Source organism: Opitutia bacterium ISCC 52 (genome assembly GCA_014529675.2).
Taxonomy (GTDB): domain Bacteria; phylum Verrucomicrobiota; class Verrucomicrobiia; order Opitutales; family UBA2995; genus UBA2995.
Map to the genome: position 1 here is coordinate 908,131 of CP076040.1, position 22,617 is coordinate 930,747.

A 22,617-nucleotide genomic window follows, 5' to 3' on the forward strand; every position below is an offset into this window, starting at 1 on the left:
AACGTAAAGTTGGCTATTTTTTGTTGAATTTAAAATTCCTTTAGAAACGGAATGTGTTGGTCCACATGATCGTTCTAGGAGGTTGGAATCTCGCGCGAGCGGGAGATCCATCCGGCTGGTATCTCAGTATGTATACTTCGTTACTGCTCCAGTTTTGGAGGTTACGAATGTTGATCTGAGTTCTCCAATCGATATTGCCGAACTTCTTGCGGTAGCCCAATGACATGTCATAAGAAACTTCGCTTTCTGTGAAGTATGGGTTAAACGGATCAGGTCTCACTACGCCACCGGTTGGGTTGAGTCCAGAGACACGGTTTGTATCGATTCCGAAATCGCTGAATGGAACAACCTCGATTGGATATCCACCAGAGATGCCATCCTGCCAACGAATGGCACCACCTACTGAGAATCCCTTCAGGAAGCCTTCGCGGAACTGGTAGTTGGTTACCATGTTAAATCTCCACTCACGAACTTCTGGAGTGGGAATACCTTCGAGTCCTTTTTGGAAGAAGTATTCTACCAGACGGTCGCCAACTTGGTCGGTAATGGTTGCGCCATTAACCGCTTCGAGCGGAGCTGACCAATCGAGGTGTCCGAACTCTGCTATGTATGGCAACCAGAGGTCATTCACCAATTCGGTCAAACGAGGAGCGATGTTGGTTTGAACCACTTGTTGTTGAGCCGCATTGAATGAGATTCGCCAGCCGTCTACTGGGTTGAGAATGATTTCTGCCTCAAAACCTTCGGCGTATACATCTTGGGTATCGGTAATGGTTCCAGCCCACTGGACGTTGACGTCACCGTCAGGGAGGTAGCGAACGTTGAACGCGTCATTGAGCAGTGGATCATTAAGATATGGGTCGAACGCGACTCTTCCTTTAGATGCATCTTCTAGATTCGGCCAAGTTGCCGCGATTGCTTCTTCCAATGGAAGTCCGAATTCGGTGTCGAGCCCGGTTTCTGGATCGATCTCAATTGCATCAGCAACCACGTCAGGTTTGATGGTCCAAGTGCCGTCGGGTTGTTCATCCGCAGTGTCAAAGAGGTCGCGGTTGATACGTCCCCACCACTGGAAGATACGAACCATGTTCCGATTGAAGGTACCAGACTGGTTACTGGTGGCATTCTTCATGTTCGACTCAAACCAATTCAAACGAGCAACAATCTTGTTGTCCATCAGGTAGGCACTGATTCCCCAGTCTTTACTGGTTCCAGTTGGCGAAGCTACTGGTCGGCGGTATTGATCAACCCGCTCGGTTTGGGGAATGAAGTTATCACTCAAGTTGTAGTGGAAGGTGATGTCATCCACTACGTTCTTGAAGGGCAGCCAGTCTTGTGGAACGTAAAGCACTCCACCGTAACCGAAGATAGATTCCTTGGTCAGCGTGAATTGACCATCCTCTGGTAGCCAATTCTCCCTAGAGAGGTCGGAGATTTCATCCGGACCAAGAAGATTCGCTTCTGTGTTCAACCAGTTTTCAACCCGGTCTTCGCGGTAACCCAGGTTAGTAACCAAGATGTTATCAAAGAATTTGGATTGGGTGTTGATAGCTGTAGACTCAACGGTGGTTTCTTGTTTTCGGTAATTCTTAGTTGGAACTTCCAAAGGTCCCCACTCGTGGATCAGGAATTGTTCGTTCCCGTTTCTGCGGTAAACACCGCCATCCTCCGCAACCGCCTCAGGTGTGGCATCAGGACCGAGGTTCCAGGCCACTTTCTCGAAGGTCCGGCCCAGCGTTCCACGTAGGTCGTAGTCAGCGGGATAAAGGGTGAAGTCTGATAGGTCCCAACCATCTGAAGCTGCGTTCAACTGTGGAGGGCCAATATAAACCATGTTGGGCACGTTACGAGCATTGTTGGCACTTTGACGGGCGTTGGCCGGACCAATGTGCAATGCGGGATCTGGATTACCGAAGGAATTATATTGGTAGTTAATCACTGATTCCTTGTGCAGGTAATTGTCAGCCAGGATGGTCAACGTGTGGTTACCCAGGATTTTCCCCAATTGGCCATCAACATGATCTGTGAAGTCGTGTTTGAAGAATCCGGTAAAGCGAACCGCTTCGCGCACGTCATCGTTGGTGCGTCTTCCTGATTTGGTCATAATAACCGGGCGACCAAAGTTCGGATTGGGTTTTGGGTTATAGTTCCCTGACTCGATGTAATTGATATCTTCTGGTAATGGGAGCGCACGATTCGTGTCTAGAGTGATAACCGAGTTACCACCATTAAGCGCCGTGTAACTGTTGCGGAAAATATCCTCAAAGTTGTAGACCAGCTCGAAACCGGCTTTCCCTTCCCACAAGGTCTGCTCGAGAGAGACATTGTAGTTGAAGAACTCGCGGGCATAGAAGTCATTGTCCCATCCGATATTCGCACGGCTGAAATCAAATGTGTCCAGATTGATGAAACCTTGGTCAATCCAACCAGCTCCTTTGATTTCCCCCAAGTTACCGGGGTAGACGCCTTGGGCAGCTCCCTGGAAGCGGCCTCCGTCACGATTGGCCACTTCGTTGAAAAAGTTGGGCACTTCGTTTTTGTTGCTGCGGCGTCTTTGGAATACCGCACCTTGGAGTTGGTCGGTATGGGATATGGTCGCGTCGCGTCCATTGGTTCCATCGAAGATGAATCCATAAGCACCGGCACCCCAGCGGATGTTTCTGTAGGTAAGTGGAGAACCTTGTCCACGTGGCCACCAGAAGCCTTCAGCTGCATACTGGGCTTGTTCTTCTTCACTTAATGAACGGTAACCTCTTCGAGCATTGTTATTCGGTCCTTCTTGGTTCCAGGTCCGACCTTGTCGTCCAGTGAAGACGGAATCGAAGATGGCAGGCGTATCCAGGTAGGTGGATAAGTTTTCCTGTGGAAGTAGAACGTCCGGCGCATTACCGATAATTTCACCGGTTTCGAAGTGAGCGCGCAAAACGGTGCGGCTATCTCCAAATGGTTGGAAGGTCATGGAACCATAAACACGGTCATCATCTTTATAAGTGGGTTTCTGACGGTAGATTTGGCGGTCTTGCAAGAGAGCGACGTGGATTGCCAGTTTATCTTCAATCAGAACGCGGTTCAGTTTGAACGATGTCTGCGTGCTTGGATTGTCGTTAAACAATTTGTGAGATTCACCATTTGAAATACGAACGCGAAGTTCACCAGAGTTCACGAAACGAGCCTTGCTTAGAGCGTTATTCAATAGACCGGCAGGAGAACCTAGGCCAAATAGGAAGGAGTTCGCTCCACGGTTAATATCTACACGCTCAGTATTATAGGTGTTAAATGGAATGTCGGTAACGAAGAAGTTACGGGTTCTATCCGGAGCAGCAATACCACGAATACGGGCAGTGCCATCGGGATCGCGGCGAGCCTGACCGGTGCTGACAGCTCCTGAATCACCTTCGTCAGATCCGGTGAAGTTTCCGAGAATACCGGCGACTTCCGAACTGGTGGTGTATTGAAGAAGCTCTTCGATGTCAGATGCACCGATGTCTTCCATGAATTCAGCTGTGACAACCTGCACGGCAGCGCCGGTGTCTTTCAGGCTTTGTTGAATGCGTCCACCCGCTAAGGTTGTAGACGCATAATAACCTGAGTCACTTCCTTCTTCGATTGAAAATGGATCGAGCTCGTAGGTATTGTCTTCATCGTCATCCTCTTGCGCTTGTACTGCGACTGGGAGAATCGTCAGGCCGAATACCAAAAACAAGTATTCGAGCCGCAAATGGGCCAATGGCCACTTTAGGTACGTAGTTATTCTGTTCATATATTGTCTGCGAAAGTGTAGTTGTCTTGAGAATTTAGAATTCAAATAAACCGGGTAATTATGCAGCCGAGATAAAAAATCAGCTTTCAGGCTTATCTAAGGTAGCGGGGTCACAAACTCATCCATTCAGGTCTGAATCGGTTAGTTCGTAGCTTTAGTATTAGATTTGTAGTTGATTAGTTTAATAGTAAGAATCTCAATCTTTACCGATTCTAATTCGACTCTGTCAACTGTTGTGTTTAGTTTTAAGGACATTAAAGACGGTTTTAATTAAGGAGTTTTTCCTCTTTTGGATGGGTGCAAAATCCGGGGTAATTATTTATGAAATACGGGATCTTTTGATAAATATTTGAGACCTCTATGCTCGTTAGGTCATATAAAATGGCGATTGTTCGCTCTTCGAACAATGATAGGATTTTGATCATTTGGTGCGTTTTTCCTCCTGGTGAAGAGAAAATACAGCAGGAACTATAGGGTATTCCCCTAGTCTAAAGTCATGTCGAATCTTAGGATCGCTAGCTTGATTCGCTCGAATGATAAGCCTAACTTTGTTGAGAATGCTTACACAGGATCAATATCCAATCCGCAAATGGGTCGTTGCTCTGCTAGCCTCGCTTTGCGCGGGTTCGGTACTATCAGCTAAGACCCAAGACGCCGATACACGTCCACCTTACGCTCTGTTTGAAGGAATGGATCTTCAAGTTTCCACTGAAGAGGGAGTTTTTCCGGTCGTAGGATTTACTAAGAAGCAAATCCTGGTTGCTCGGAACGGAAGTCATGACTCCCTTCCCACTAAAAGTAGTATCTCTTATGCACTGCGCAGAAAACTCACGGATAAGTGGGTAAATCTGGAGATTGTGGAAACAGAGCTTTTCTACAGCCAAATGAATTCTGATTTCTCCGCCTATTCCACGGCTTTATCTGAAATTGATCGCGAGCAGGACAGATCTTTAGGCCATTCTTTTGGAGAACGAAGTGACCTGATTGGAGAGGATAATCCATTTGGGCGCGGAGGGACCGCGAGAATATCGGATTTGGATAACAGAACCCATTCGCTTTCTCGTGGGGACGGCTATGAAGGGTTGAGTCATGATCTGGAAGGAAAGCTTCACGATCCACAAGCCTACGTTGATTCGCTAAGAGTGGTATTGGAATTAGACGTTGATGAGAGATTTAAAGGTGTCTATATAGTGCTGATTGCTCGTATTGACTCTCCTGGTGCGGAGCCTGATGCTCGCCCCGTCATTCAAGTGGTGGGTCAGTTGAAGCCTGAGAAAACACGGCGAGTGAAAGTCGTGTTTAAAAACCTGCCTCAAGGCTTCTCTTTGTTAGGCATCGATGCTTATGTGTATAGTCAAGACGGGGAGATTCCTCATGCTTCGTCTGCCGACCTGACCATGTTATCTAGTGAAGAGGCATTCCAGTATTCATTGGGTAAATACAAACAAACGCGTGGCCAAAGTGAGCCGTCCTTGTTTCGTTCGCTTCCCGCTACTGGCATTACCTCATTTATCTCCGAAAAGGAGATTCTCAGGATCAAGGCAGACTTGATTGTGCACCCCGATGGTTCAGCTACCGTAGATTATTTAAGCACGGAAGATGATCCCATTACTCAAAAGCTGGTTGGGGTGTTGGAAGGAGTGCGTTTCTTTCCAGCTATGGAAAATGGTCAACCGACCGAGAGCAAGATATCACTCAGATTGTCTAGCTTGGTGGACTAGCGTACGCAGGTTGAACTTTCTGTAGGAGCGGCTTTACGCCGCGATTGTATGGTAGCGGCTCATAGGTTGTTGGGTCTTGAACCCCTTACGCAGCCGCACATGGAAACTTTTCTTTTACGGATTTAGAATGAATGGACACGAATAGACACGAATTTCCGTCGACTTGAAAATGCTCCTTGCTGGGTTATTTATTCGTGTGCCTTCGTGTCCACTGTTGGGGTGTAATTCCATTCGGTAGTGGTTAACTTTTTCATCTTATGCAGCTAGATAATCCCTGCACTTTTTAGGATGTTCTCGACACCCTTGAGTGGGCTAACTCTAATTATGGGTTCAAGGTTTGCCCTTTATGCCTCTTTCTTCTCTGAAACTGATTCTTCATGCCTGCATTCTGACACTGATTGCAGTCCTCATGTACCTGAGTCTTTCCAGTTCTGGGAACGATCAATCAAGCTATCCCAATAAACCCATTCAAGTGGTGGTGCCCTACGACCCAGGCGGAGGCACGGACACGTTTGCTCGGATCATTCAGAAAGGCATCAAGGATAACGATCTTATGCCTCAGCCACTCGTGGTGGTCAACAAGCCGGGTGGAGGCACGACCATCGGCAGCGGTTATGTGAAAGACGCCCGAACGGATGGTTACACGATGCTTTGTTTGCACGAAGCTATAATCACCGCGTATGTCACCGGGCAATCCCCGCATGGACCGGATGCCTTTGAGCCCGTTGGAGCCACGGGAGAAGTAATCCAGGTTATTTTAGTTTCCGAGGATTCCCCTTTTCAAACGATTGAGCAGTTTATGGCAGAAGCGAAAGCGAAGCCAGAGACGATCAAGCTCGGAGTTACCATGAGTATGCCTACGCACTTTACCGGCTTAATGCTCGAAAGTTCTGCTCCCGATACACGGTTCCGGTTTGTTTCTTCTGGAGGGGGTGCTGCTCGCTTGGCATCCTTAATGGGGGGGCACGTCGATGCTTCCTTCTTTTCCGTGTCAGAATATATTCGTTTTAAATCCAATGGGCTGAGACCGCTTGCCGTGTTTGGTCCCACAAGGCACAATGGAGTTCCGGAAGTCCCGACCGCCATCGAGTCAGGATTCAATGTCAGTAACAGCAATCTTCAATACTGGTGGTTCCCTAAAGGAACAGATCCGGAGATTGTGGATTATTTATCCAACGTCCTGGATCAAGCCATGAAGACCGACTACGTGCGCGAGCGATTAGCCGAGCTGAGTATATTGCCACAGATTATAGTCGGGGATGAGTTGCGGGAGCGGATCGAGACCCGTATGAAATCGTTTGCCGATATGACCATTGTGGAGCGGGTAATACTTCCCAATGTGGTCGCTTGGACCTTTGGAGCGATACTCGTGTTCGGTGTTGGTGTTTTGATGAATCATAGGCGGTCGCGAAAGAGCTTGGCCACCCAGGAAACAAACCTGCACTTGCGTTTTGACCTCGTCTGGAAATCGCTGCTTTTGGTGTTTGGTTATGTGCTCTTGATGGCCATGGGATGGTTGTCGTTTATCTGGGCAACCCTGCTGTTTGTATTCATGGGCTGTTTTGTGTTGGTCGATTTTAAGAAAGACAAACTACTTATTGTAGTGGAGTTATCGTTACTCATGTCCTTCGGAGTGCACCTGGTCTTTACTCAAATCTTTATGGTTTCGCTACCTTGACTCTATGAGTGGAATGGAATCAGCCATAGCATACATCTTCAGCATTCAAGGAATACTCTTAGTCGTTTGTGGGACTATCCTCGGGATTACGGTGGGTGCCGTACCCGGGTTGACGGGGGCGATGCTGATTTCGCTTACCTTACCGCTCACTTTCAGCATGGATCCCGTGGCGGCCTTTATTCTTTTGATATCCATGTACGTGGGTGCTGTGAGTGGTGGATTGATAACAGCCACTTTGCTCCGCATGCCAGGTACGCCGGCCTCCATCATGACAACGTTGGATGGTTACCCCATGGCAAAGGGTGGAAAGCCGGGTCGGGCACTCGGCTTGGGGATTACCGCCTCCTTTGTTGGTGGACTGGTTTCTTGGGTATTTCTCATTTCCTTGTCCGCGCCTATCGCTCGTTACTCGACCAAACTGGGTCCCTTCGATTTCTTTTCATTGGTCCTGATGGCTCTGGTGCTCATCGCTTCGGTTGGTGGCAAATCAATGAGCCGTTCCTTTTTCTCGGCGGCCTGTGGAGTCTTTGCATCGCTTCCCGGTGTGGATAAGGCGACCGGGGCCTTAAGGCTCACCTTTGGATTTGAAGAATTGAATGGGGGGCTAAAGCTTCTGCCGGTTTTAATTGGTATGTTCGCCATCAGTCAGATCATTTCGGATATCAGTAGAATCAACGAAAAGATCGAAGTCATCCCGGTAAAGAAACGAGGAGACATGCTCTTCAAATTGCGGGACTGGAAGAATCAGGCGGTTAATATGATACGCTCTTCGATGATCGGGACCTGGATAGGTATCCTTCCTGGCATTGGTGCCAATATTGGTTCAGTGACCGCTTACAGTGCTGCCAAGTCCTTCGCCGATCCTGAAGAAAAGGAGAAGTTTGGAAAAGGATCGGAGGTGGCCGTGGTTGCCGCCGAATCTGCGAATAATGCAAGCATTGGGGGCGCGCTTATTCCCCTTATTTCGTTGGGTATCCCTGGGAGTGTCATTGATGCCATTCTCTTGGGAGCGCTGCTCGTTCATGGTCTTCAGCCGGGCCCACTTCTCTTTCAGCAAAACCCAACCATGGTCTACACGATTATGGGGACTCTGTTTGTTGCCAACGTCTTCATGTTTTTCTTCATGATCTTCGCCGTCAAATACCTGGCGCGCTTGGCAACCATCCCACGTGGATTGTTAATGCCCGTTATTTTGGTATTCTGCATCATTGGTTCTTTTGCCCTGGCTACCCGCATGTTCGATGTGTGGACGATGCTGTTGTTTGGACTTCTTGGATTTGCCTTTGAGCGACTTCAAGTTCCGCTCGCACCCTTCGTTATTGGCTTCGTCCTTGCTCCGGTTGCCGAAGAAAATTTACTGACCGGGCTCATGGCATCCAATGGTAGTTATTTGCCATTGATCACGAGACCGGTTTCGCTGGTATTTGTCATTATATCAGTCTCACTTTTACTGGTTCCCATGTATAAACGTTTTCGACCAAAAATTGAAAACAAATCCCATAACTAGTTTATGAAAAACATCATCGTCCTGTTGCTCATTGTCTACGGTACTTCCTTCGCTCAAGAGCGCCCGAATGTATTGTTCATTTTTACTGATGATCAATCTACGCGAACGGTCAGTTCTTACCCCGATGCTTATCATTGGACCGATACACCAAATATAGATAAGTTTGCCAGTCAGGGGATTCAGTTTAACAATGCTTATATCGGTTCCTGGTGTATGCCGTCGCGTGCGACTTTCCTTACCGGGCTGCATCAGCATGCCATTCAATCCATGCGCATGGAGGGAGAGTACCCGGGGTGTGAATACGATCCAGAGCTTTGTGAGTATTGGCCGAAGGCATTGAGGAGTGAAGGGTACTACACCGCTCAAATTGGTAAATGGCACACGGGCACAGATACGGGCTATGGAAGGGATTGGGATCATCAAATTGTTTGGAACCGTCCCCGTTATCCAGAGAACTCGCCCAACTACTACTACGATCAATTGACTGAAATTGATGGGCAACCTCCGGTTATGGTGGAGGGGTATACCACCGATAATTATACTGATTGGGCGGTTGAGTTTATCGAGGGTAAGAATCGCGATGAATCTAAGCCCTGGTTTCTGTGGTTATGTTATGGAGCGGTGCATGGGCCCTTTACTCCGGCCGACCGTCATTTGGATGACTATGCCGATGCTGACACACCGGACATTGAAGACATCTACCCTCCACGTCCTGGAAAGCCGGCTTACGTGAATCGCTGGGAATTGTGGGAAAAAGGCCCTGGTGGGATACCGGTTGAGAAGGCCAGAGTAGGAGAGACGCCCGTGGGCATGGTCGATACACCAGGCCGACCGCTCAAAGATTGGATTCGTCAATACCAGCAAGGTGTTCTGGCGATTGATGAGGGGGTCGCTCGATTGCTTCAATCTTTGAAGGATTCCGGGCAGGATGAAAACACCATCGTGGTATTTACCTCTGATCAAGGATTTGCCTGGGGGCAGCATGGCTATAAGGGGAAGATGGCTCCGTACCGAGCCGCTATTTCAGCTCCTTTGATTTTTAGACTGCCTCCTAAACTCGCCAATGCGAACCGGAGTCGTGGCACCGTCGTTCAGACCCAAGTGAGTGGAGTGGATGTTCCTGTAACGTTGTTCTCGCTCATGGGATTGGATCTGCCCTGGAAAATGCACGGGCATGATTTAACGCCTCTGCTGCTGGATCCTGAAGCGAAGTGGAACTATCCGGCAGTGATGATACACACCGCACGTCAATTTGGAGAAAACACCCAGCGAGTTCCAACACTTGATGAGCCTTTGATTCTCTATCATCCACCCACCGTAGGAGTTCCCTGGTACGTGATGTTGAGCCAGGGACGGTACAAATATATCCGAACCTTGGTCGAAGGGGAAATGGAGGAGCTATACGATGTGGTTAGTGATCCCGATGAGTTGCACAATTTGGCATTCGATAAAAGTTACCGGCAGGTCTTGTTGAAATACCGGAAGGCTATGATCAAAGAACTTAAGCGAACCGATGCCAAGTTCGTGAATGATATGCCTTCAGTAGCTGAGCTATAACAATTCGAATGATAAATCCAAAAAATACGGCACTGCGGGGACGCAGTTGCCCTACCTCAATAACTTGAATGGGTAGGGCAATCGCGTCCTCGCGATGCCGTATTAACCTTGCTCTTTAATAATCATGACGCGACCTAACATCCTTTTCTACTGCACGGATCAGCAACGTTTCGATACGATCGGAGCGCTTGGAAATCCTTATGTAAAAACCTCCCGTATGGATCAGCTTGTGGGAGAGGGGACGGCCTTTACTCACGCCTATTGCCAGAGCCCTATTTGCACGCCCAGTCGATCCAGCTTTATGACGGGACTTTATCCAACCCGGGTACACAACACCCGTAATGGAAACGACACCTGGCCCAAAGATGCACCACCACTCATTTCAAAAATGCTGGCTGATTCCGGTTATACCTGCGGCAACGTAGGCAAATTTCACCTGACCAGTTCAGGCCTGCGAACGGAGCCTCGTCTCGACGATGGGTATAGCTACTGGAAATTCAGCCACGCCCCACGAGACGACTGGGAAGAAGGGCACGACTATGCCGATTGGGTGAGGGAGAAAGGGGGCGATTTGGATGCCTTGCGAGAGAGCCCCGAGAACGTTCCGCCGGAATTCCATCAAACCACCTGGGCTACGGATTGTTCCATTGAATTTATTAATCAGAATGAAGATCAACCCTGGTTTCTCACGGTTAATGTTTATGATCCTCATCCACCTTTTGTCCCGCCCAAGGTCTATGCTGATCAGTTCAATCCAGACGACATGCCAGGTGCACATCATGAGGAGTCGGATCGGGAGACGCATGCCTATTTAAACGAAGTCGATTTTCAGAAAGCATCGAAGGTTTATCGAAGCCGGGAAGAGTTTGATGCCAAAAAAGAACAAGCGCTTTACTATGCAATGATTGCGCAGGTTGATGATCAATTTGCTCGCTTATTAAAGGCTCTCGAAGACAGCGGACAGAAGGAGAACACCCTTATCGTTTTTTCCAGTGATCACGGAGAAGCGCTGGGGGATCACGGACTCATTCTCAAGGGCTGCCGGTTTTATGAAGGACTGGTTCGTGTGCCTCTAATATTTAGTTGGCCCGGAGTGATTAAAGAGAACCTTAAAGCCGATGGATTGGTTGAGTTGCTCGACCTGTCAGCAACGATTCTTGATTTTGCAGGATTGGACATACCGGAGTATTTCCAGGGGAACTCACTTCGTTCCATCCTCGAAGGCGAGAAGAGTGGGGAGCATATCCGCGATTCGGTACGTTGTGAGTATTTCGATGCCATCTCTGCTCACTTCTGCGGAGGGAACGGGAGTTGGGCCACTATGTACCGGCATGGTCAATACAAAATCAACGTTTATCACGGACTCAATGTCGGCGAACTCTATGATTTGGAAGATGATCCTTGGGAGCACAAAAATCTCTGGAACAGTCCCGAGCACGAAGCTCTGAAAAATAAACTCATATTTGAGAGCTTTGAGCAGCATGTCCTGTTGACCACCGATGTCGGGTCCAAGCGAATCGCACCGATGTGAGGGTTTGTATATTGGCTGTCCGAGCGATAAGAAGGGAACTTGCTCTCGATTGCTTCTGTTCAAAAGTTACGTCGTTGCTAGCAATCATATATTTCAACTCATTCATTGAGCTAGTAGGCTGGCGAGTTTTTAATCACTCTCCACACTGGCTAAACGATTGCTTTTCCCCATGTATTCCTACTCTTCTCATATCTGCCCTATAAAATTCATGCGTTTTCATTTTTCTGCTCTCCTTCTTTTGCTTATTCCTACCTTGTGTGCTGTGGGTTTAGAGGGTGAGGCGAAACCAAACATTGCACTCAACAAAAAATAGATTTTCACTCCTTTTCCTTACACCTCTAATTTTATCCTATGAAACATTCAGTTCTTCTGCTCCTTCTTCCCATAGTATTTTCGGCTTGCTCAGGAGGCAGCGATTCATCCGGTGAAATTAAGTGGCGTGTTAAGAAGCTCACCGTCGACGCGAATGAAGGCATTGCGATTGCCGATTTTAATGGCGATGGTTTACCGGATGTTTCTGCAGGTCGAAATTGGTATCCAGCTCCCGACTACATAGCGCAGCCAGTTCGTGGATTCGACGATTGGAACGGTTACGTGCAATCCAATGGAGACTTCGCTTACGATGTAAACCAGGACGGTCTTATGGATATCGTGGCGGGATCTTTTCTTCCCACAGAAGTGCACTGGTACGAGAATCCAGGGCCTGATCGACTTCAACTGGGGCATCAGTTTATCAAACACTTTTTAACGGATACCGGTCTGAGCCAAAACGAAGCTTCCATGATGCACGATTTTAATGGCGACGGTATCCCTGAATGGGTCACCAATAGTTGGAATGTGAAAAGCGCTATGGCCGTCTGGTCTTTTTCAACTGAGGAGCGAGAGGTGCAGGTGATCAAAGGTAAGAAAACGGTCACCGAAAAGAAATGGGTTCCGACATTGAAGAAGCATCTGATCGGTGATTCTGGCAATGGGCATGGTATGGCTTTTGGAGATATCAACGGGGACGGCCGTGAAGACATCATGGTTGGTATGGGCTGGTATGAACGTCCTGAAGGAGATCCTTTAGCTCAGAAATGGATCTGGCATCCTCATGGAGGAGAAAACTGGCATGCATCCGTGCCTTGCCTGGTTCGTGACATGAACGGAGACGGTATCAACGACGTCATCTGGGGGAAGGGGCATTCTTACGGACTTTATTGGTGGGAAGGACAAGGAGTAGATGACCAGGGAGAGCCGCAATGGAAGGAACACATCATCGATGAATCTTTCTCTCAGCCGCATGCGCTTCATTGGGCTGACATTGATGGAGACGGAGAGGACGAGCTCATTACGGGAAAACGAATATTTGCTCACAATGGCAAGGACGATGGTGGCACCGAGCCTTCTGTCGTGTATTACTACGAATGGAATAAGTCTGATTTGAAGTTTGAACGTCACACGATTGATGACTCGGGTACTGTGGGCATCGGTTTGCAGATTCGAACTCATGACCTGGATGGTGATGGCGACCTCGATATCGCTCTCGCAGGCAAATTTGGAACACACATTCTATTTAACGAGGGTCGGTAAAAGCTCAGCAGCTAAGTTTTCTAGTATCGGTGTTTTCGATGTAGGAGCTGCTTTAGCTACGAACCTCACGGAGCAACGATTCGCAGCTAAAGCAGCTCCTACAAGTTTATCTTGAGGGAAAGGTATCCCGATTTGCTCTGTGCATAACTGCGGCATTTTATTCTGGCCCGCAAAGAAACCGGATTCTTGAATGCTGCTTAGATTGCTGACTTGCATGCGCCTTTTCCTGCTTATCCTGATTCTCCTATCCGTTCTCTTTATTCCGGGAGTGACCCTTGTGGCCGATATTCCCTTGGACGACGAGTTGAAATGGAATCTCTTCGGCCGTGTTCGTCTGCGCTTTGAACAGGATGATGATAGCAATCCACTTCGGGGCCATCGTACCCGGGCTCGCATCGGCAACTATGCCGGTTTGAAATACACACCTGACGAACATTGGGATTTTATAGTTCGTGGCAGAGTGGGGGACAAACGGGACTCCCGTGTAGTTGATATGACCTACTATACCTGGGAGGATTTTTCATATGGCCAACGAGGTGCATTTGCTGACCAGTATTTCCTGAGGTATACGGGAGAAGATACTCAAATCACAATGGGGCGTGCCAATATGCCTTTTTGGATGAATACCGAAAAACTGTGGGATGAAGATATTACTCCTTTAGGCGCTTCGATGAGCTCAGGACTGAATCTTGGTTCCCAACCTGTCCGGCTCTCTCTAGGATCTTTTCATATGCCCGATGGGTTGGAGCACTTCCATGTCTGGATGCATGCAGCACAGGTGCTTTGGAGTCAGAAGGGCAATGACTGGAACTGGCAATGGGCTTTGTCGCTTTACGATCGGCAGGGGGAAGAAGGTGCTCGCTATCTTCCGCTTGGGCAGGATGCCAGAGATCAACTGTTTGGCGTCTTCTCGGCAAAACTCTCCGGCCAGCTACTCGATCGTCCTGCCTACTTTGGGTTGGATCTTTTTGAGAACTTTGAAACCCATTCGGCGGATGATCCCAATGCGTTTACTCGTACTTTTAGGAATGAAACCACCGGTTATGCATTCGCCTTTAATCTCGGGGAAAATAAGAAACAGGGCGACTGGCGATTTCGTTATGTTTTTGCGAGAGTGGAAGGACTGGCTGCTATGTCCTCCTATGCCACGACCAGTTTTGGTTGGCTGTTAAAAAGTAATGTCATCGTTCACGATTTTCGGGCTGATTACTCCATGACCCACAAGTGGCGGATCACGGGCCGTATCTCCCCGGCGCAAGAGATCCTGGGAACACGAAAGAGTACCCGATACCGTATTGACTTCAGTCGCAGCTTTTAGAGCTACCAAAGTCCTTATCCCTTGCCCTTCGGGTTCGGTATCAGGAATATAAATCCGATATGGAGACCGGAAAAGCTGCCGTTTGGCTCGCCAAGTATTTAATAGAAACTAGATCTATCCCAATCCCAGATGTGCAAGAGGATGGCTTGCTCATAAGAACCGAAGCATCCGGCGTTTGTGGCACCGATGGTCATTTGATCGAAGGTGACCCGCCTTATCCGGCGATCATGTGTCACGAGATCTGTGGCAAGATTGTCGAAATGGGGGTTCGAGCTAATGAGACGCTCAATGTTTACGGAGGGCCATTGGAAGTAGGAGATCGAATAGCCCTTTATCCTTGGATCATGAATCCGCGATCTGAGGGCTGTCTCAAACATGGTCCCGGCACCTGTACCGTGACCAATGATTCATTCGTATACGGAATTCCCTTCCCAAAACTTGGCCTTGAAGGAGATGAGATCATCAGCTCCAGAGTCGATGAGGCTCCGTACTTCAAAGGCGGTTTCGCTGAGTATGTGTATGTTTTTCCCGATACCTATGTGTGGAAGTTACCCGATGACATGCCGAGTGAAGTTGCAGGGTTGTTAGATCCGTTGGCCGTGGCCGTTCGTTCGGTCGAGCTGGCTCAAACTGCTCCCGGTGTTCATGAGGAAGCTTTCAACACCAGTTCGCAGGTGGTGGTCATGGGAGCTGGCCCCGTAGGTGTGTTGACGGCTCTAGTCTGTCGTATGATGGGTGTCGAAAAAATCATTATGATCGGTGCGCGCGAAACACGCCTGCGTCTATCCAGAGAAGTGGCCGAAGTAGATGAAGTGATCGATATTCACGAAATGGATGCTACTGATCGAATCCAGCGCGTAAAAGACATCACCGGTGGTGGAGCCGATGTGGTGATTCAATGCGCCAATGTTACCAGTGCTTTTGTGGAGGGTCTGGAAATGATTCGTCGACTGGGCACCTTGGTCGAAACGGGCAACATGGTAAACCAGGGCAGCGAGGTAACTATCGATCCTACCAAACATATTTGCTTGAAGCATGCGCGTATCCTTGGAATGAGTGCCAATCATCCTGGGGCTTTTGATAAGGCCTTTCATTTGCTAAAGCGTCACCAGAAGATTCCCTTCACGAAATTGTTCACTCATCATTGTGATGTAGAGGGCGTTCTGGATACGTTGGGGCATATGCGTGATCAGGACTACATGAAGGGGTTGATGACGGTTTAATGGCTCTGCATACCTGACCTAGATCAAGGAAGTGTTTTTGAACTGTGTTATTGTTTCGACTGATGCTGCGGTCGCGTAGCCATACATCGATACCTACGAATGAATACTAGCAGTGATGTTCAGTCCTCTTTAAGCGCCTGAGAATGGCTTTCTCTCACCTGGGGTGAACCCTATCGCATATTGTTTCCCTTGGGCATTCTTCTCGGGATGCTAGGCATAGCCCTCTGGCCTTTATACTACTCTGGTGGGTTTGGCTTACCTTATCCAGTGCCTCACCATGCTCACCTCATGATTCAAGGGTTCTTTGGGGCTTTTGTATTTGGGTTTCTGGGAACGGCTATGCCGAGGATGTTGGATGCTCCGAAATTGCGCGCTGCTGAAGTATGCTGCATCATCGTGCTACTCTGTGTGCTTGGTGTAAGTCATGTCTTGGGCTACTCTGAGGTGGGCGACGGTATGTTTCTTCTGCTTCTCCTGAGCTTCCCGACTATTATGCTGCCACGTTTCTTGGCGAGGAAGGATGTTCCTCCTCCTGGGTTCCTGTTGGTCTTGTTAGGGTGGCTTTCCGCCGTAGTGGGTACGTCGTACTTTTGGTTTCCCCCTTCATTCTATTAGACGCTTTCTGGTATCAATTAGCCAACCTCCTTCTGTTTCAAGGGTTTCTCTTGTTTCCTATTCTAGGAATTGGGGCTTTTCTTTTTCCGCGTTTTTTTGGACTGCCTAATCTGCATGACTTTGATGAATCGCGGTCGTTGCCCCCAGGGTGGATCCAGAAAGCGCTGCTTGCCGGTGTCTGCGGATTGCTGGTCAAGGCTGGATTCGTGGTAGAAGCGATGGGAAAGATTCAACTTGGACCACTACTTCGCTTACTGGGAGCCGCGATATACTTTGGTCGTGAAGTTCCCTTTTTCCGTAGTTTAAAAAATCATGGAACGTTGGGGGTGTGTCTTGGGACGGCTCTTCTGCTCCTGATGACTGGCATGCTTTGTCAGTCTCTTTTCCCTCAATACGCCAAGAGCGTGAACCATATCGTCCTCATGGGTGGGTTCGGTCTATTGACCATGACGGTGGCGACCCGAGTGGTCTTGGGACACAGTGGGCAAACGCATCGACTGAAAACCAAGATCCGTCCTTTGACCATTGCTATGGGACTGATCGTTTTATCCCTGGCCACTCGAATCAGTGCGGATGTGTTCCCTCAGGTCATGCTCACACACCATATCTACGCCGCTGTCATTTGGATTGTCGCCGCCGGTATTTGGGCGTTCAAGATTCTGCCAGACGTATTCATCGCTGATGACGAAGAATAAGGACTAACGCTCTGTTTTGATAGATGCAGAGAGTGTGTCGGTGACAGGTGCTGTGGAGTCTCGTCTCGCTTCGGCGGTAAATGTATACTCCGTATTCTTTCTTAGACCACTAATCGAAAAATCATGAGTGAAGTCGTTGCCGGCTGATACGGTAACCCAATCCGTCATGCCCATATGGCCGATCTCGCTTTGATGGGACAGGCGGACTTGGCCGGGGACGCCCAGCTTTGCTGATTTGTGATCTTCGGAATACTTTGTGATCTGAGTTCGGATGGTGACTGAGTCGCTAGTTACCTTATTAACCTGTAATCCGGAACCAATAAAAGCACTGGTGTGGTCTGCTGCGGAATGTACTCCCAATTCAAAAGCTCTTTGTGGATTGTCGATTAAAAATTGGTCAGCGTAGGTCGTGTTGAATCCCATCCTCAATATCTGAGGAACAAGATATTTCGATAGGGCAGTGTAATCACGAAACTTACCCCCGTCTTCTTCACCGGGTCGATACCATCCAGCGTCATGGGAGAGTAAAACTCGATTCTGTAGCCCAGCATTTTTCAGACGGACCAATGCTCTGGACACGAAGTCGATGCGCTCGGGAGTAGGGTTGACGTTGTCGATGGAGACCCAAAGGCCAAGCTTGGCCGCCTTTAGTTGGCTTTCCTGATCTGCTTGCGTTGCGTGTACCCAAATCAAAGCTTCTGGCGATACGCCTTCCTCTTGCAGGATCTCAACCATCTGGAAAATCGCTTGGGTCGGCCCTGTATGACAGGCAATCGTTAAACCTGTTTTCAAGTGTGTGCGGCAAGCAGCACGAACCAGCTTTTCATGCATGGGGGACAGGGTATCTCCACGGTCGACTCCTATTTTTATAAACCCGGGCTTGATGCCGGTATCTTCGATGCCGTTTTCAAATTCATTGATCCACCGCGCCGCTAGTTCATCTGCAGATAGTTTTTGAACGTCCGTCGGTATGAATTGGTTCTCACGAGCTCCGTAATAGCCGGTGTTAGTGACAATATGAAGTCCCGTTTTTTTCGACAGCGATTTGAGCAAACGAGGATCTCTACCGAGAAATGCCGGTGTGCATTCCACGATCGATTGGAAGCCTAATGCTTTTGCTTCTTCCAAATATGGCAGGACTTTCTCACTGACTTCATTTCTGTCCCAACGGTGATAGCCGGTTTCCTCGGCTCCGATAAAGTCTACCAGAATATGTTCATGTTCCAAGGTTCGCCCGAGTTCAGAGGAGTCGATCGGACCTCGAACAGTCATGACCGTTCCGGCAGTGAGATAGGAACAAAATAGCAGCGAGGTGCTTAGAGTATGGTATATAATCTTCTTCATGTCAGGGTAGCTTAACGAATCGGGCCGCGATTAAAATTGCTCCTACAGTTTCAATAGTGGTTTTTGCAGGAGCAATTGTTTTTCGCTTCGTACTTGGCAGGGCCCCGGTATAATCGCGACTTCTATTCCAAGCAATACAGATGCGAAACTGTTCTGAGATAGAGCCGCTCATTATCCACGATCGGTGTTGCGTGGGTTGGTTGATTGATCAGCGTGCGTCCGAGGATCTCAAAAGAATCATCCACCTTGAAGGTTACTACATCTGCCCTGCGCGAGACTGCGAGAATGCGATCGTCAATCTGGATGGGGGAGCTGAAAAACGTGTCGCGAAGATTTCCTTTCCAGATCTCATTTCCGGTGGGGGCATCGATACAGGTGGCTATGCCACCGTCGCTGACTAGGAAAAGTTGATCCCCTTTTGCCACAGGTGTGGGGACGTAGGGTGCGGATTTGCGAATTTTGTATGCCACCTCCGCTTCTTGATTCGGACCTGAAGGGGGTCGAACTGCAACGAATGAGTGAGCAGCATTTCCAGCACCACAACTGGCGAAGATTAAACCTCCTGCAAGCATGGGTGAACTAATGGTTCTTTGCGGAAACAAGTCTGGCACTTGCCATAACAGTTTCCCGGTTCTGGGATCCAGCGCCGTCATGCCGCTGGATGCAGAGTTGAAAATGACTTGTGTTTCTCCATCATACCCAGTGTAGAGGAGGGGAGTGCTGTAGGAGGTCTTACCTTTTGGGTCCCAAGGCCGGTCGACCGACCAGATCGTTTCGCCAGTCATGCGGTCGAGTGCATGCAATGCGCTGGGGCCGCGACAATCATTTCCTATCAGTACCATATTCTCGAATACGATGGGTGAGATACCTCCGCCATGTTGAGTATTGTGTTTGCCCAAGTCGCGTTGCCATGCGCCTTTCCCATCGTGGTTGACCGCAGCGATTTGGAAACGATCGGCATCACTCCAGGCGATGTAGACATGGTGTTCGTCCACCGCTGGAGTGGCTGACGCAAAGGTATTGAATTGGTGCAGCTTTCTATCGGATGCTTCAAACTGTAATGACCAGAGCTCTTTGCCGGTTTCTTTATTGAGGCATAAGAGTAATGAGTCAGGCTGCCCTCCATCGCTACTGGTCACGTAGAGCTGGTCATCCCAAATGATGGGCGATGAGTGACCGTCTCCTGGGAGCTCGATCGTCCACTTATAATCATCCTCGGACCAACTAGCTGGAAGTTCGGGTGCGGAGTAGATGCCTGCTCCGTCGGGCCCACGAAAACGGTTGGAGCTTTGTTTTGCTGCCAGGAAGGAGAAGGATAACAAAAATATTAGGGGAAGGAAGATCTGTTTCATAAGATAGATGTGACTAGCTAATTGGCGGGTAGGGGATATAAGCTAGAGGTCTATCTGCTCTCAAACAAGCCTTAGTGTGTTTTAAAAGCAGAGGTCCTAATTCAAACTGTAGGAGCAAATGGTTGTTCTCTTCGCTGTCTGCTAAAGCCTCGGTGATTTGCGATCTGTAAGTCTGTTGAGGTTCAGGTCGCGAACAAGTTCGCTGCTGCTATCGGCCGGATATTTCCAACATTTAACACCGATTGTTTCTCCATTGGTTGGTGTTTATCTCTTAAGACAAATCGAGTAAGTCTCCCCACGAGACTGACTCAATTTCTCTCTTCCGTCACGCGGATCAACTACTATCCGCGTGCGTGTTTTACTCTGACTATATGAAATTATTTTGGGGTTCTTGCACGACGTCCTTCGCCACCTCCAGGACCCCCTCGTCCGCGACGGTTGCCCATTGTGAATTCATCGGGTGCTATTTTTCCGTCCTCGTTCTTGTCCATTTGTTCGAGCATATCTTCGGCCGTTGGCATCCCTCTTCCTCCTCGTCCGCGTTGCCCTTCACCTGCTTGTGGAGCAGGTGCATCGTTGTCCGCGTTGGCTGCTGGGGGACCTCCTCGTCCACCTCTGCCACGGCCGGGCATGTTGTCGCGAAATGCTGTGATTTCTTTAAGGTCTAGGAAGCCATCTTCGTTGGTGTCGGCTTGTGCGAATATTTGAGCGGGATCGGGACGCTGTGGGCGTTCTGGACGTTCACGATCTTGAGCTGCCAGGGATGATATCCCTGCGGTTAAAATGAGTAGGACTATGGTAGTCTTCATGTTGTTTTTCCTCCGATATGTTGGTATTAGGTTTTGTTATTTGCGGTATGTAATGAGAACTGCCTTCAGGATGATGTGGTTACATTTATTTGAAATCGCTTTGTGTTACATTGCTGTGTCCGAAATATGGGTACGGGTGATGTGATGTAGGTTTGATTTTTTTTAATGGTTTACAGCGATGCCCTTTAAAGAGAGAGTATTCCTGCTTCTCCCATCCCATTACTCAAATGCATTTAAATAAAACGACGCTTCTCTTCTTAATATCTCTCTTTGCCTACCATCACTGGTGTTCTGCTGATACGGATCACCTGAAAACCGATGCCCCGAAAGCTCAACTGTTTGAAGGCATGGGCTCCCACACCATGGCGATCACCACCCATTCCGCGGAAGCGCAGGATTATTTTAACCAGGGGCTAGCCTGGATGCATGCATTTAATCACGATGAGGCGATCCGATCCTTTGCTCGGGCTGCCCAGCTGGATCCGGAATGCTCTATGGCCTGGTGGGGGATCTCTTTGAGTGAAGGTCCAAATTACAATGCCCCCGTGATGGATGACGAGCGTTCAAAAAATGCCTGAGGTGCCCTTCAGGAAGCGATGGCTAGAATGGACGGTGCATCAAGTCTGGAGCGGGATTTGATTGAGGCTTTGTCGCACCGTTACGCCGATCCTTGGCGGAGAGAACACATTTGGAACAAGCTTACGCCGATGCTATGGCTGAAGTGTGGGCTGATTATCCCGACAACTCTGATGTGGGTGCTATGTATGCTGAATCCTTGATGATTCAAAGGCCCTGGAAGCTATATGATATCAACCGAGAATCAATCGGGGACACACCAAAGATTTTATCCGTTCTTGAACGAGTGATGGAAATGGACCCCGGGCATCCGGGTGTTTTTCATTTGTATGTGCATGCCGTGGAACCTGGCTCGTAGCCGGCACGGGCACTCGCTGCAGCCGATCATCTGAGGAACTTGATGCCAGGGGCAGGACACATGTTACATATGCCTTCTCATATTTATGTTCAGACAGGGCATTGGGATCGGTCGGTGGTTCAGAACGACAAGGCTTTAAAACAGGACGATCACTATCGCGTGTTGTCACCTGAGCAAACCATTCAGAATATGTATATGGTGCACAACGCGCATATGTTGGCCTTTTCAGCCATGATGGTGGGGCGTGAAGCTGATGCCATGAACGCGGCCCGAAAAATGTGGACGATTATTCCACCGGAAGTACTCGAAGGAGTCGCTCCCTTTGTCGATCGCTGGATGAGCTAGGTCTACGATGTTCAAAAACGCTTTGGTCGTTGGGATGATATATTGGCTGAGCCGGCACCTCCTGCCTTTCTGAAAATTACCACCGCACAGTGGCGCGCTCACCGGGCGATTGCCTGTGCCGCCCAAAAAGATTTTGTGGGTGCCGAAAATGAACAAGCGGAGTTTTTAAAAGCCAAATCAGCTTTACCTGAAGACAGTCCCTTCGGTCGCGATATGGCACGCAAAGTTCTAGATGTGAGCGAACACTTTATTGCTGGAGAAATCGCTTTGCAGAAAGAAGACTGGGAAGGCGCGAGCGAGTGGCTTGAGAAGGCTGCTTCAGTAGAAGATACCTTATCTTATGGTGAGCCTCCACAGTACCTTCAGCCATCCCGTCATACCCTGGGAGCTGTTTACATGAAGGCGGGCCAATTTGCCAAAGCCGAAGCCACTTACCGAAAAGATCTGAAGAAGTGGAAGGGCAATGGATGGTCGCTCTTCGGGTTGAGCCGAGCACTCGAAGCGCAAGGTAAGACTGCCGAAGCCAAACAAGCCCTGCTCGACTATCAGAATTGTTGGTCAGATGCGGATGCGGCGACTACAACCAGTTGCGAGTGTATTCAGAATATTTAGTTTTGTATTGAGAAGAGGAAGATTCGGTTGATATAAACGTCCTT

At 48.9% G+C, this 22,617-nt stretch carries 18 protein-coding genes; 14 read left to right on the forward strand and 4 right to left on the reverse strand.

Annotation, left to right across the window (positions count from 1 at the left end):
* Window positions 1–40: 40 nt before the first annotated feature.
* Window positions 41–3,760 carry a TonB-dependent receptor plug domain-containing protein gene (locus GA003_03950; protein ID QXD29138.1) on the reverse strand — a complete coding sequence of 1,240 codons (3,720 nt, stop codon included), beginning with the start codon at window positions 3,758–3,760 and terminating at the stop codon, window positions 41–43.
* A gap of 557 nt (window positions 3,761–4,317) precedes the next feature.
* On the opposite strand from GA003_03950, the gene GA003_03955 reads away from it, so the two are divergent.
* From GA003_03955 to GA003_04000, 10 genes are all read left to right on the forward strand, one after another.
* On the forward strand, window positions 4,318–5,481 hold the full coding sequence (locus GA003_03955; protein QXD29139.1) for a hypothetical protein: 1,164 nt from the start codon (window positions 4,318–4,320) through the stop codon (window positions 5,479–5,481).
* A gap of 346 nt (window positions 5,482–5,827) precedes the next feature.
* Window positions 5,828–7,159: a tripartite tricarboxylate transporter substrate binding protein gene (locus tag GA003_03960; GenBank protein QXD29140.1), complete on the forward strand. Its 1,332-nt coding sequence runs from the start codon at window positions 5,828–5,830 to the stop codon at window positions 7,157–7,159.
* Window positions 7,160–7,172: 13 nt separating this feature from the next.
* Entirely contained in the window at window positions 7,173–8,666 is a 1,494-nt protein-coding gene (locus tag GA003_03965; protein QXD29141.1) for a tripartite tricarboxylate transporter permease, read from the forward strand.
* A 3-nt stretch (window positions 8,667–8,669) separates the two neighbouring features.
* The gene (locus GA003_03970) at window positions 8,670–10,223 is read left to right on the forward strand and encodes a sulfatase-like hydrolase/transferase (GenBank protein ID QXD29142.1); all 1,554 of its coding nucleotides are present in this window, start codon (window positions 8,670–8,672) and stop codon (window positions 10,221–10,223) included.
* Window positions 10,224–10,347: 124 nt separating this feature from the next.
* Complete coding sequence (locus GA003_03975) at window positions 10,348–11,754, forward strand: sulfatase-like hydrolase/transferase (GenBank protein QXD29143.1); 1,407 nt, start codon at window positions 10,348–10,350, stop codon at window positions 11,752–11,754.
* Between the two features lie 351 nt (window positions 11,755–12,105).
* Entirely contained in the window at window positions 12,106–13,326 is a 1,221-nt protein-coding gene (locus GA003_03980) for a VCBS repeat-containing protein (protein QXD29144.1), read from the forward strand.
* A 190-nt stretch (window positions 13,327–13,516) separates the two neighbouring features.
* Entirely contained in the window at window positions 13,517–14,644 is a 1,128-nt protein-coding gene (locus GA003_03985; protein QXD29145.1) for a hypothetical protein, read from the forward strand.
* A gap of 59 nt (window positions 14,645–14,703) precedes the next feature.
* The gene (locus tag GA003_03990; GenBank protein QXD29146.1) at window positions 14,704–15,867 is read left to right on the forward strand and encodes a zinc-binding dehydrogenase; all 1,164 of its coding nucleotides are present in this window, start codon (window positions 14,704–14,706) and stop codon (window positions 15,865–15,867) included.
* Window positions 15,868–16,056: 189 nt separating this feature from the next.
* Window positions 16,057–16,482 (forward strand): NnrS family protein, encoded by a 426-nt coding sequence (locus GA003_03995; protein QXD29147.1) that lies wholly within the window; start codon window positions 16,057–16,059, stop codon window positions 16,480–16,482.
* Complete coding sequence (locus GA003_04000) at window positions 16,458–17,177, forward strand: NnrS family protein (protein QXD29148.1); 720 nt, start codon at window positions 16,458–16,460, stop codon at window positions 17,175–17,177. Before GA003_03995 ends, GA003_04000 begins: the two co-directional genes overlap by 25 nt.
* A 3-nt stretch (window positions 17,178–17,180) precedes the next feature.
* Here the strand turns inward: GA003_04000 and GA003_04005 are convergent, their stop codons facing one another.
* From GA003_04005 to GA003_04015, 3 genes are all read right to left on the reverse strand, one after another.
* On the reverse strand, window positions 17,181–18,521 hold the full coding sequence (locus GA003_04005) for a phosphotriesterase (protein QXD29149.1): 1,341 nt from the start codon (window positions 18,519–18,521) through the stop codon (window positions 17,181–17,183).
* 122 nt (window positions 18,522–18,643) lie between these two features.
* Window positions 18,644–19,873, reverse strand: a complete 1,230-nt coding sequence (locus GA003_04010) for a PQQ-binding-like beta-propeller repeat protein (GenBank protein QXD29150.1) — start codon at window positions 19,871–19,873, stop codon at window positions 18,644–18,646.
* A gap of 377 nt (window positions 19,874–20,250) precedes the next feature.
* Complete coding sequence (locus GA003_04015; GenBank protein ID QXD29151.1) at window positions 20,251–20,682, reverse strand: hypothetical protein; 432 nt, start codon at window positions 20,680–20,682, stop codon at window positions 20,251–20,253.
* A 227-nt stretch (window positions 20,683–20,909) separates the two neighbouring features.
* On the opposite strand from GA003_04015, the gene GA003_04020 reads away from it, so the two are divergent.
* From GA003_04020 to GA003_04035, 4 genes are all read left to right on the forward strand, one after another.
* The gene (locus GA003_04020) at window positions 20,910–21,260 is read left to right on the forward strand and encodes a tetratricopeptide repeat protein (GenBank protein ID QXD29152.1); all 351 of its coding nucleotides are present in this window, start codon (window positions 20,910–20,912) and stop codon (window positions 21,258–21,260) included.
* Between the two features lie 92 nt (window positions 21,261–21,352).
* On the forward strand, window positions 21,353–21,616 hold the full coding sequence (locus tag GA003_04025) for a hypothetical protein (GenBank protein QXD29153.1): 264 nt from the start codon (window positions 21,353–21,355) through the stop codon (window positions 21,614–21,616).
* Window positions 21,617–21,685: 69 nt separating this feature from the next.
* The gene (locus GA003_04030; protein ID QXD29154.1) at window positions 21,686–21,961 is read left to right on the forward strand and encodes a hypothetical protein; all 276 of its coding nucleotides are present in this window, start codon (window positions 21,686–21,688) and stop codon (window positions 21,959–21,961) included.
* A gap of 42 nt (window positions 21,962–22,003) precedes the next feature.
* On the forward strand, window positions 22,004–22,573 hold the full coding sequence (locus GA003_04035) for a hypothetical protein (GenBank protein QXD29155.1): 570 nt from the start codon (window positions 22,004–22,006) through the stop codon (window positions 22,571–22,573).
* Window positions 22,574–22,617: the final 44 nt, after the last annotated feature.

What these genes read in the sequence shown, in the direction of transcription:
- GA003_04010 (QXD29150.1), bottom strand. Translation starts at nt 19,873, where the DNA reads ATGAAACAGATCTTCCTTCCCCTAATATTTTTGTTATCCTTCTCCTTC.
- GA003_03975 (QXD29143.1), top strand. Translation starts at nt 10,348, where the DNA reads ATGACGCGACCTAACATCCTTTTCTACTGCACGGATCAGCAACGTTTC.
- GA003_04015 (QXD29151.1), bottom strand. Translation starts at nt 20,682, where the DNA reads ATGAAGACTACCATAGTCCTACTCATTTTAACCGCAGGGATATCATCC.
- GA003_04030 (QXD29154.1), top strand. Translation starts at nt 21,686, where the DNA reads ATGCCTTCTCATATTTATGTTCAGACAGGGCATTGGGATCGGTCGGTG.
- GA003_03955 (QXD29139.1), top strand. Translation starts at nt 4,318, where the DNA reads ATGCTTACACAGGATCAATATCCAATCCGCAAATGGGTCGTTGCTCTG.
- GA003_04005 (QXD29149.1), bottom strand. Translation starts at nt 18,521, where the DNA reads ATGAAGAAGATTATATACCATACTCTAAGCACCTCGCTGCTATTTTGT.
- GA003_03980 (QXD29144.1), top strand. Translation starts at nt 12,106, where the DNA reads ATGAAACATTCAGTTCTTCTGCTCCTTCTTCCCATAGTATTTTCGGCT.
- GA003_03950 (QXD29138.1), bottom strand. Translation starts at nt 3,760, where the DNA reads ATGAACAGAATAACTACGTACCTAAAGTGGCCATTGGCCCATTTGCGG.
- GA003_03965 (QXD29141.1), top strand. Translation starts at nt 7,173, where the DNA reads ATGGAATCAGCCATAGCATACATCTTCAGCATTCAAGGAATACTCTTA.
- GA003_03990 (QXD29146.1), top strand. Translation starts at nt 14,704, where the DNA reads ATGGAGACCGGAAAAGCTGCCGTTTGGCTCGCCAAGTATTTAATAGAA.
- GA003_03960 (QXD29140.1), top strand. Translation starts at nt 5,828, where the DNA reads ATGCCTCTTTCTTCTCTGAAACTGATTCTTCATGCCTGCATTCTGACA.
- GA003_03985 (QXD29145.1), top strand. Translation starts at nt 13,517, where the DNA reads ATGCTGCTTAGATTGCTGACTTGCATGCGCCTTTTCCTGCTTATCCTG.
- GA003_03970 (QXD29142.1), top strand. Translation starts at nt 8,670, where the DNA reads ATGAAAAACATCATCGTCCTGTTGCTCATTGTCTACGGTACTTCCTTC.
- GA003_04020 (QXD29152.1), top strand. Translation starts at nt 20,910, where the DNA reads ATGCATTTAAATAAAACGACGCTTCTCTTCTTAATATCTCTCTTTGCC.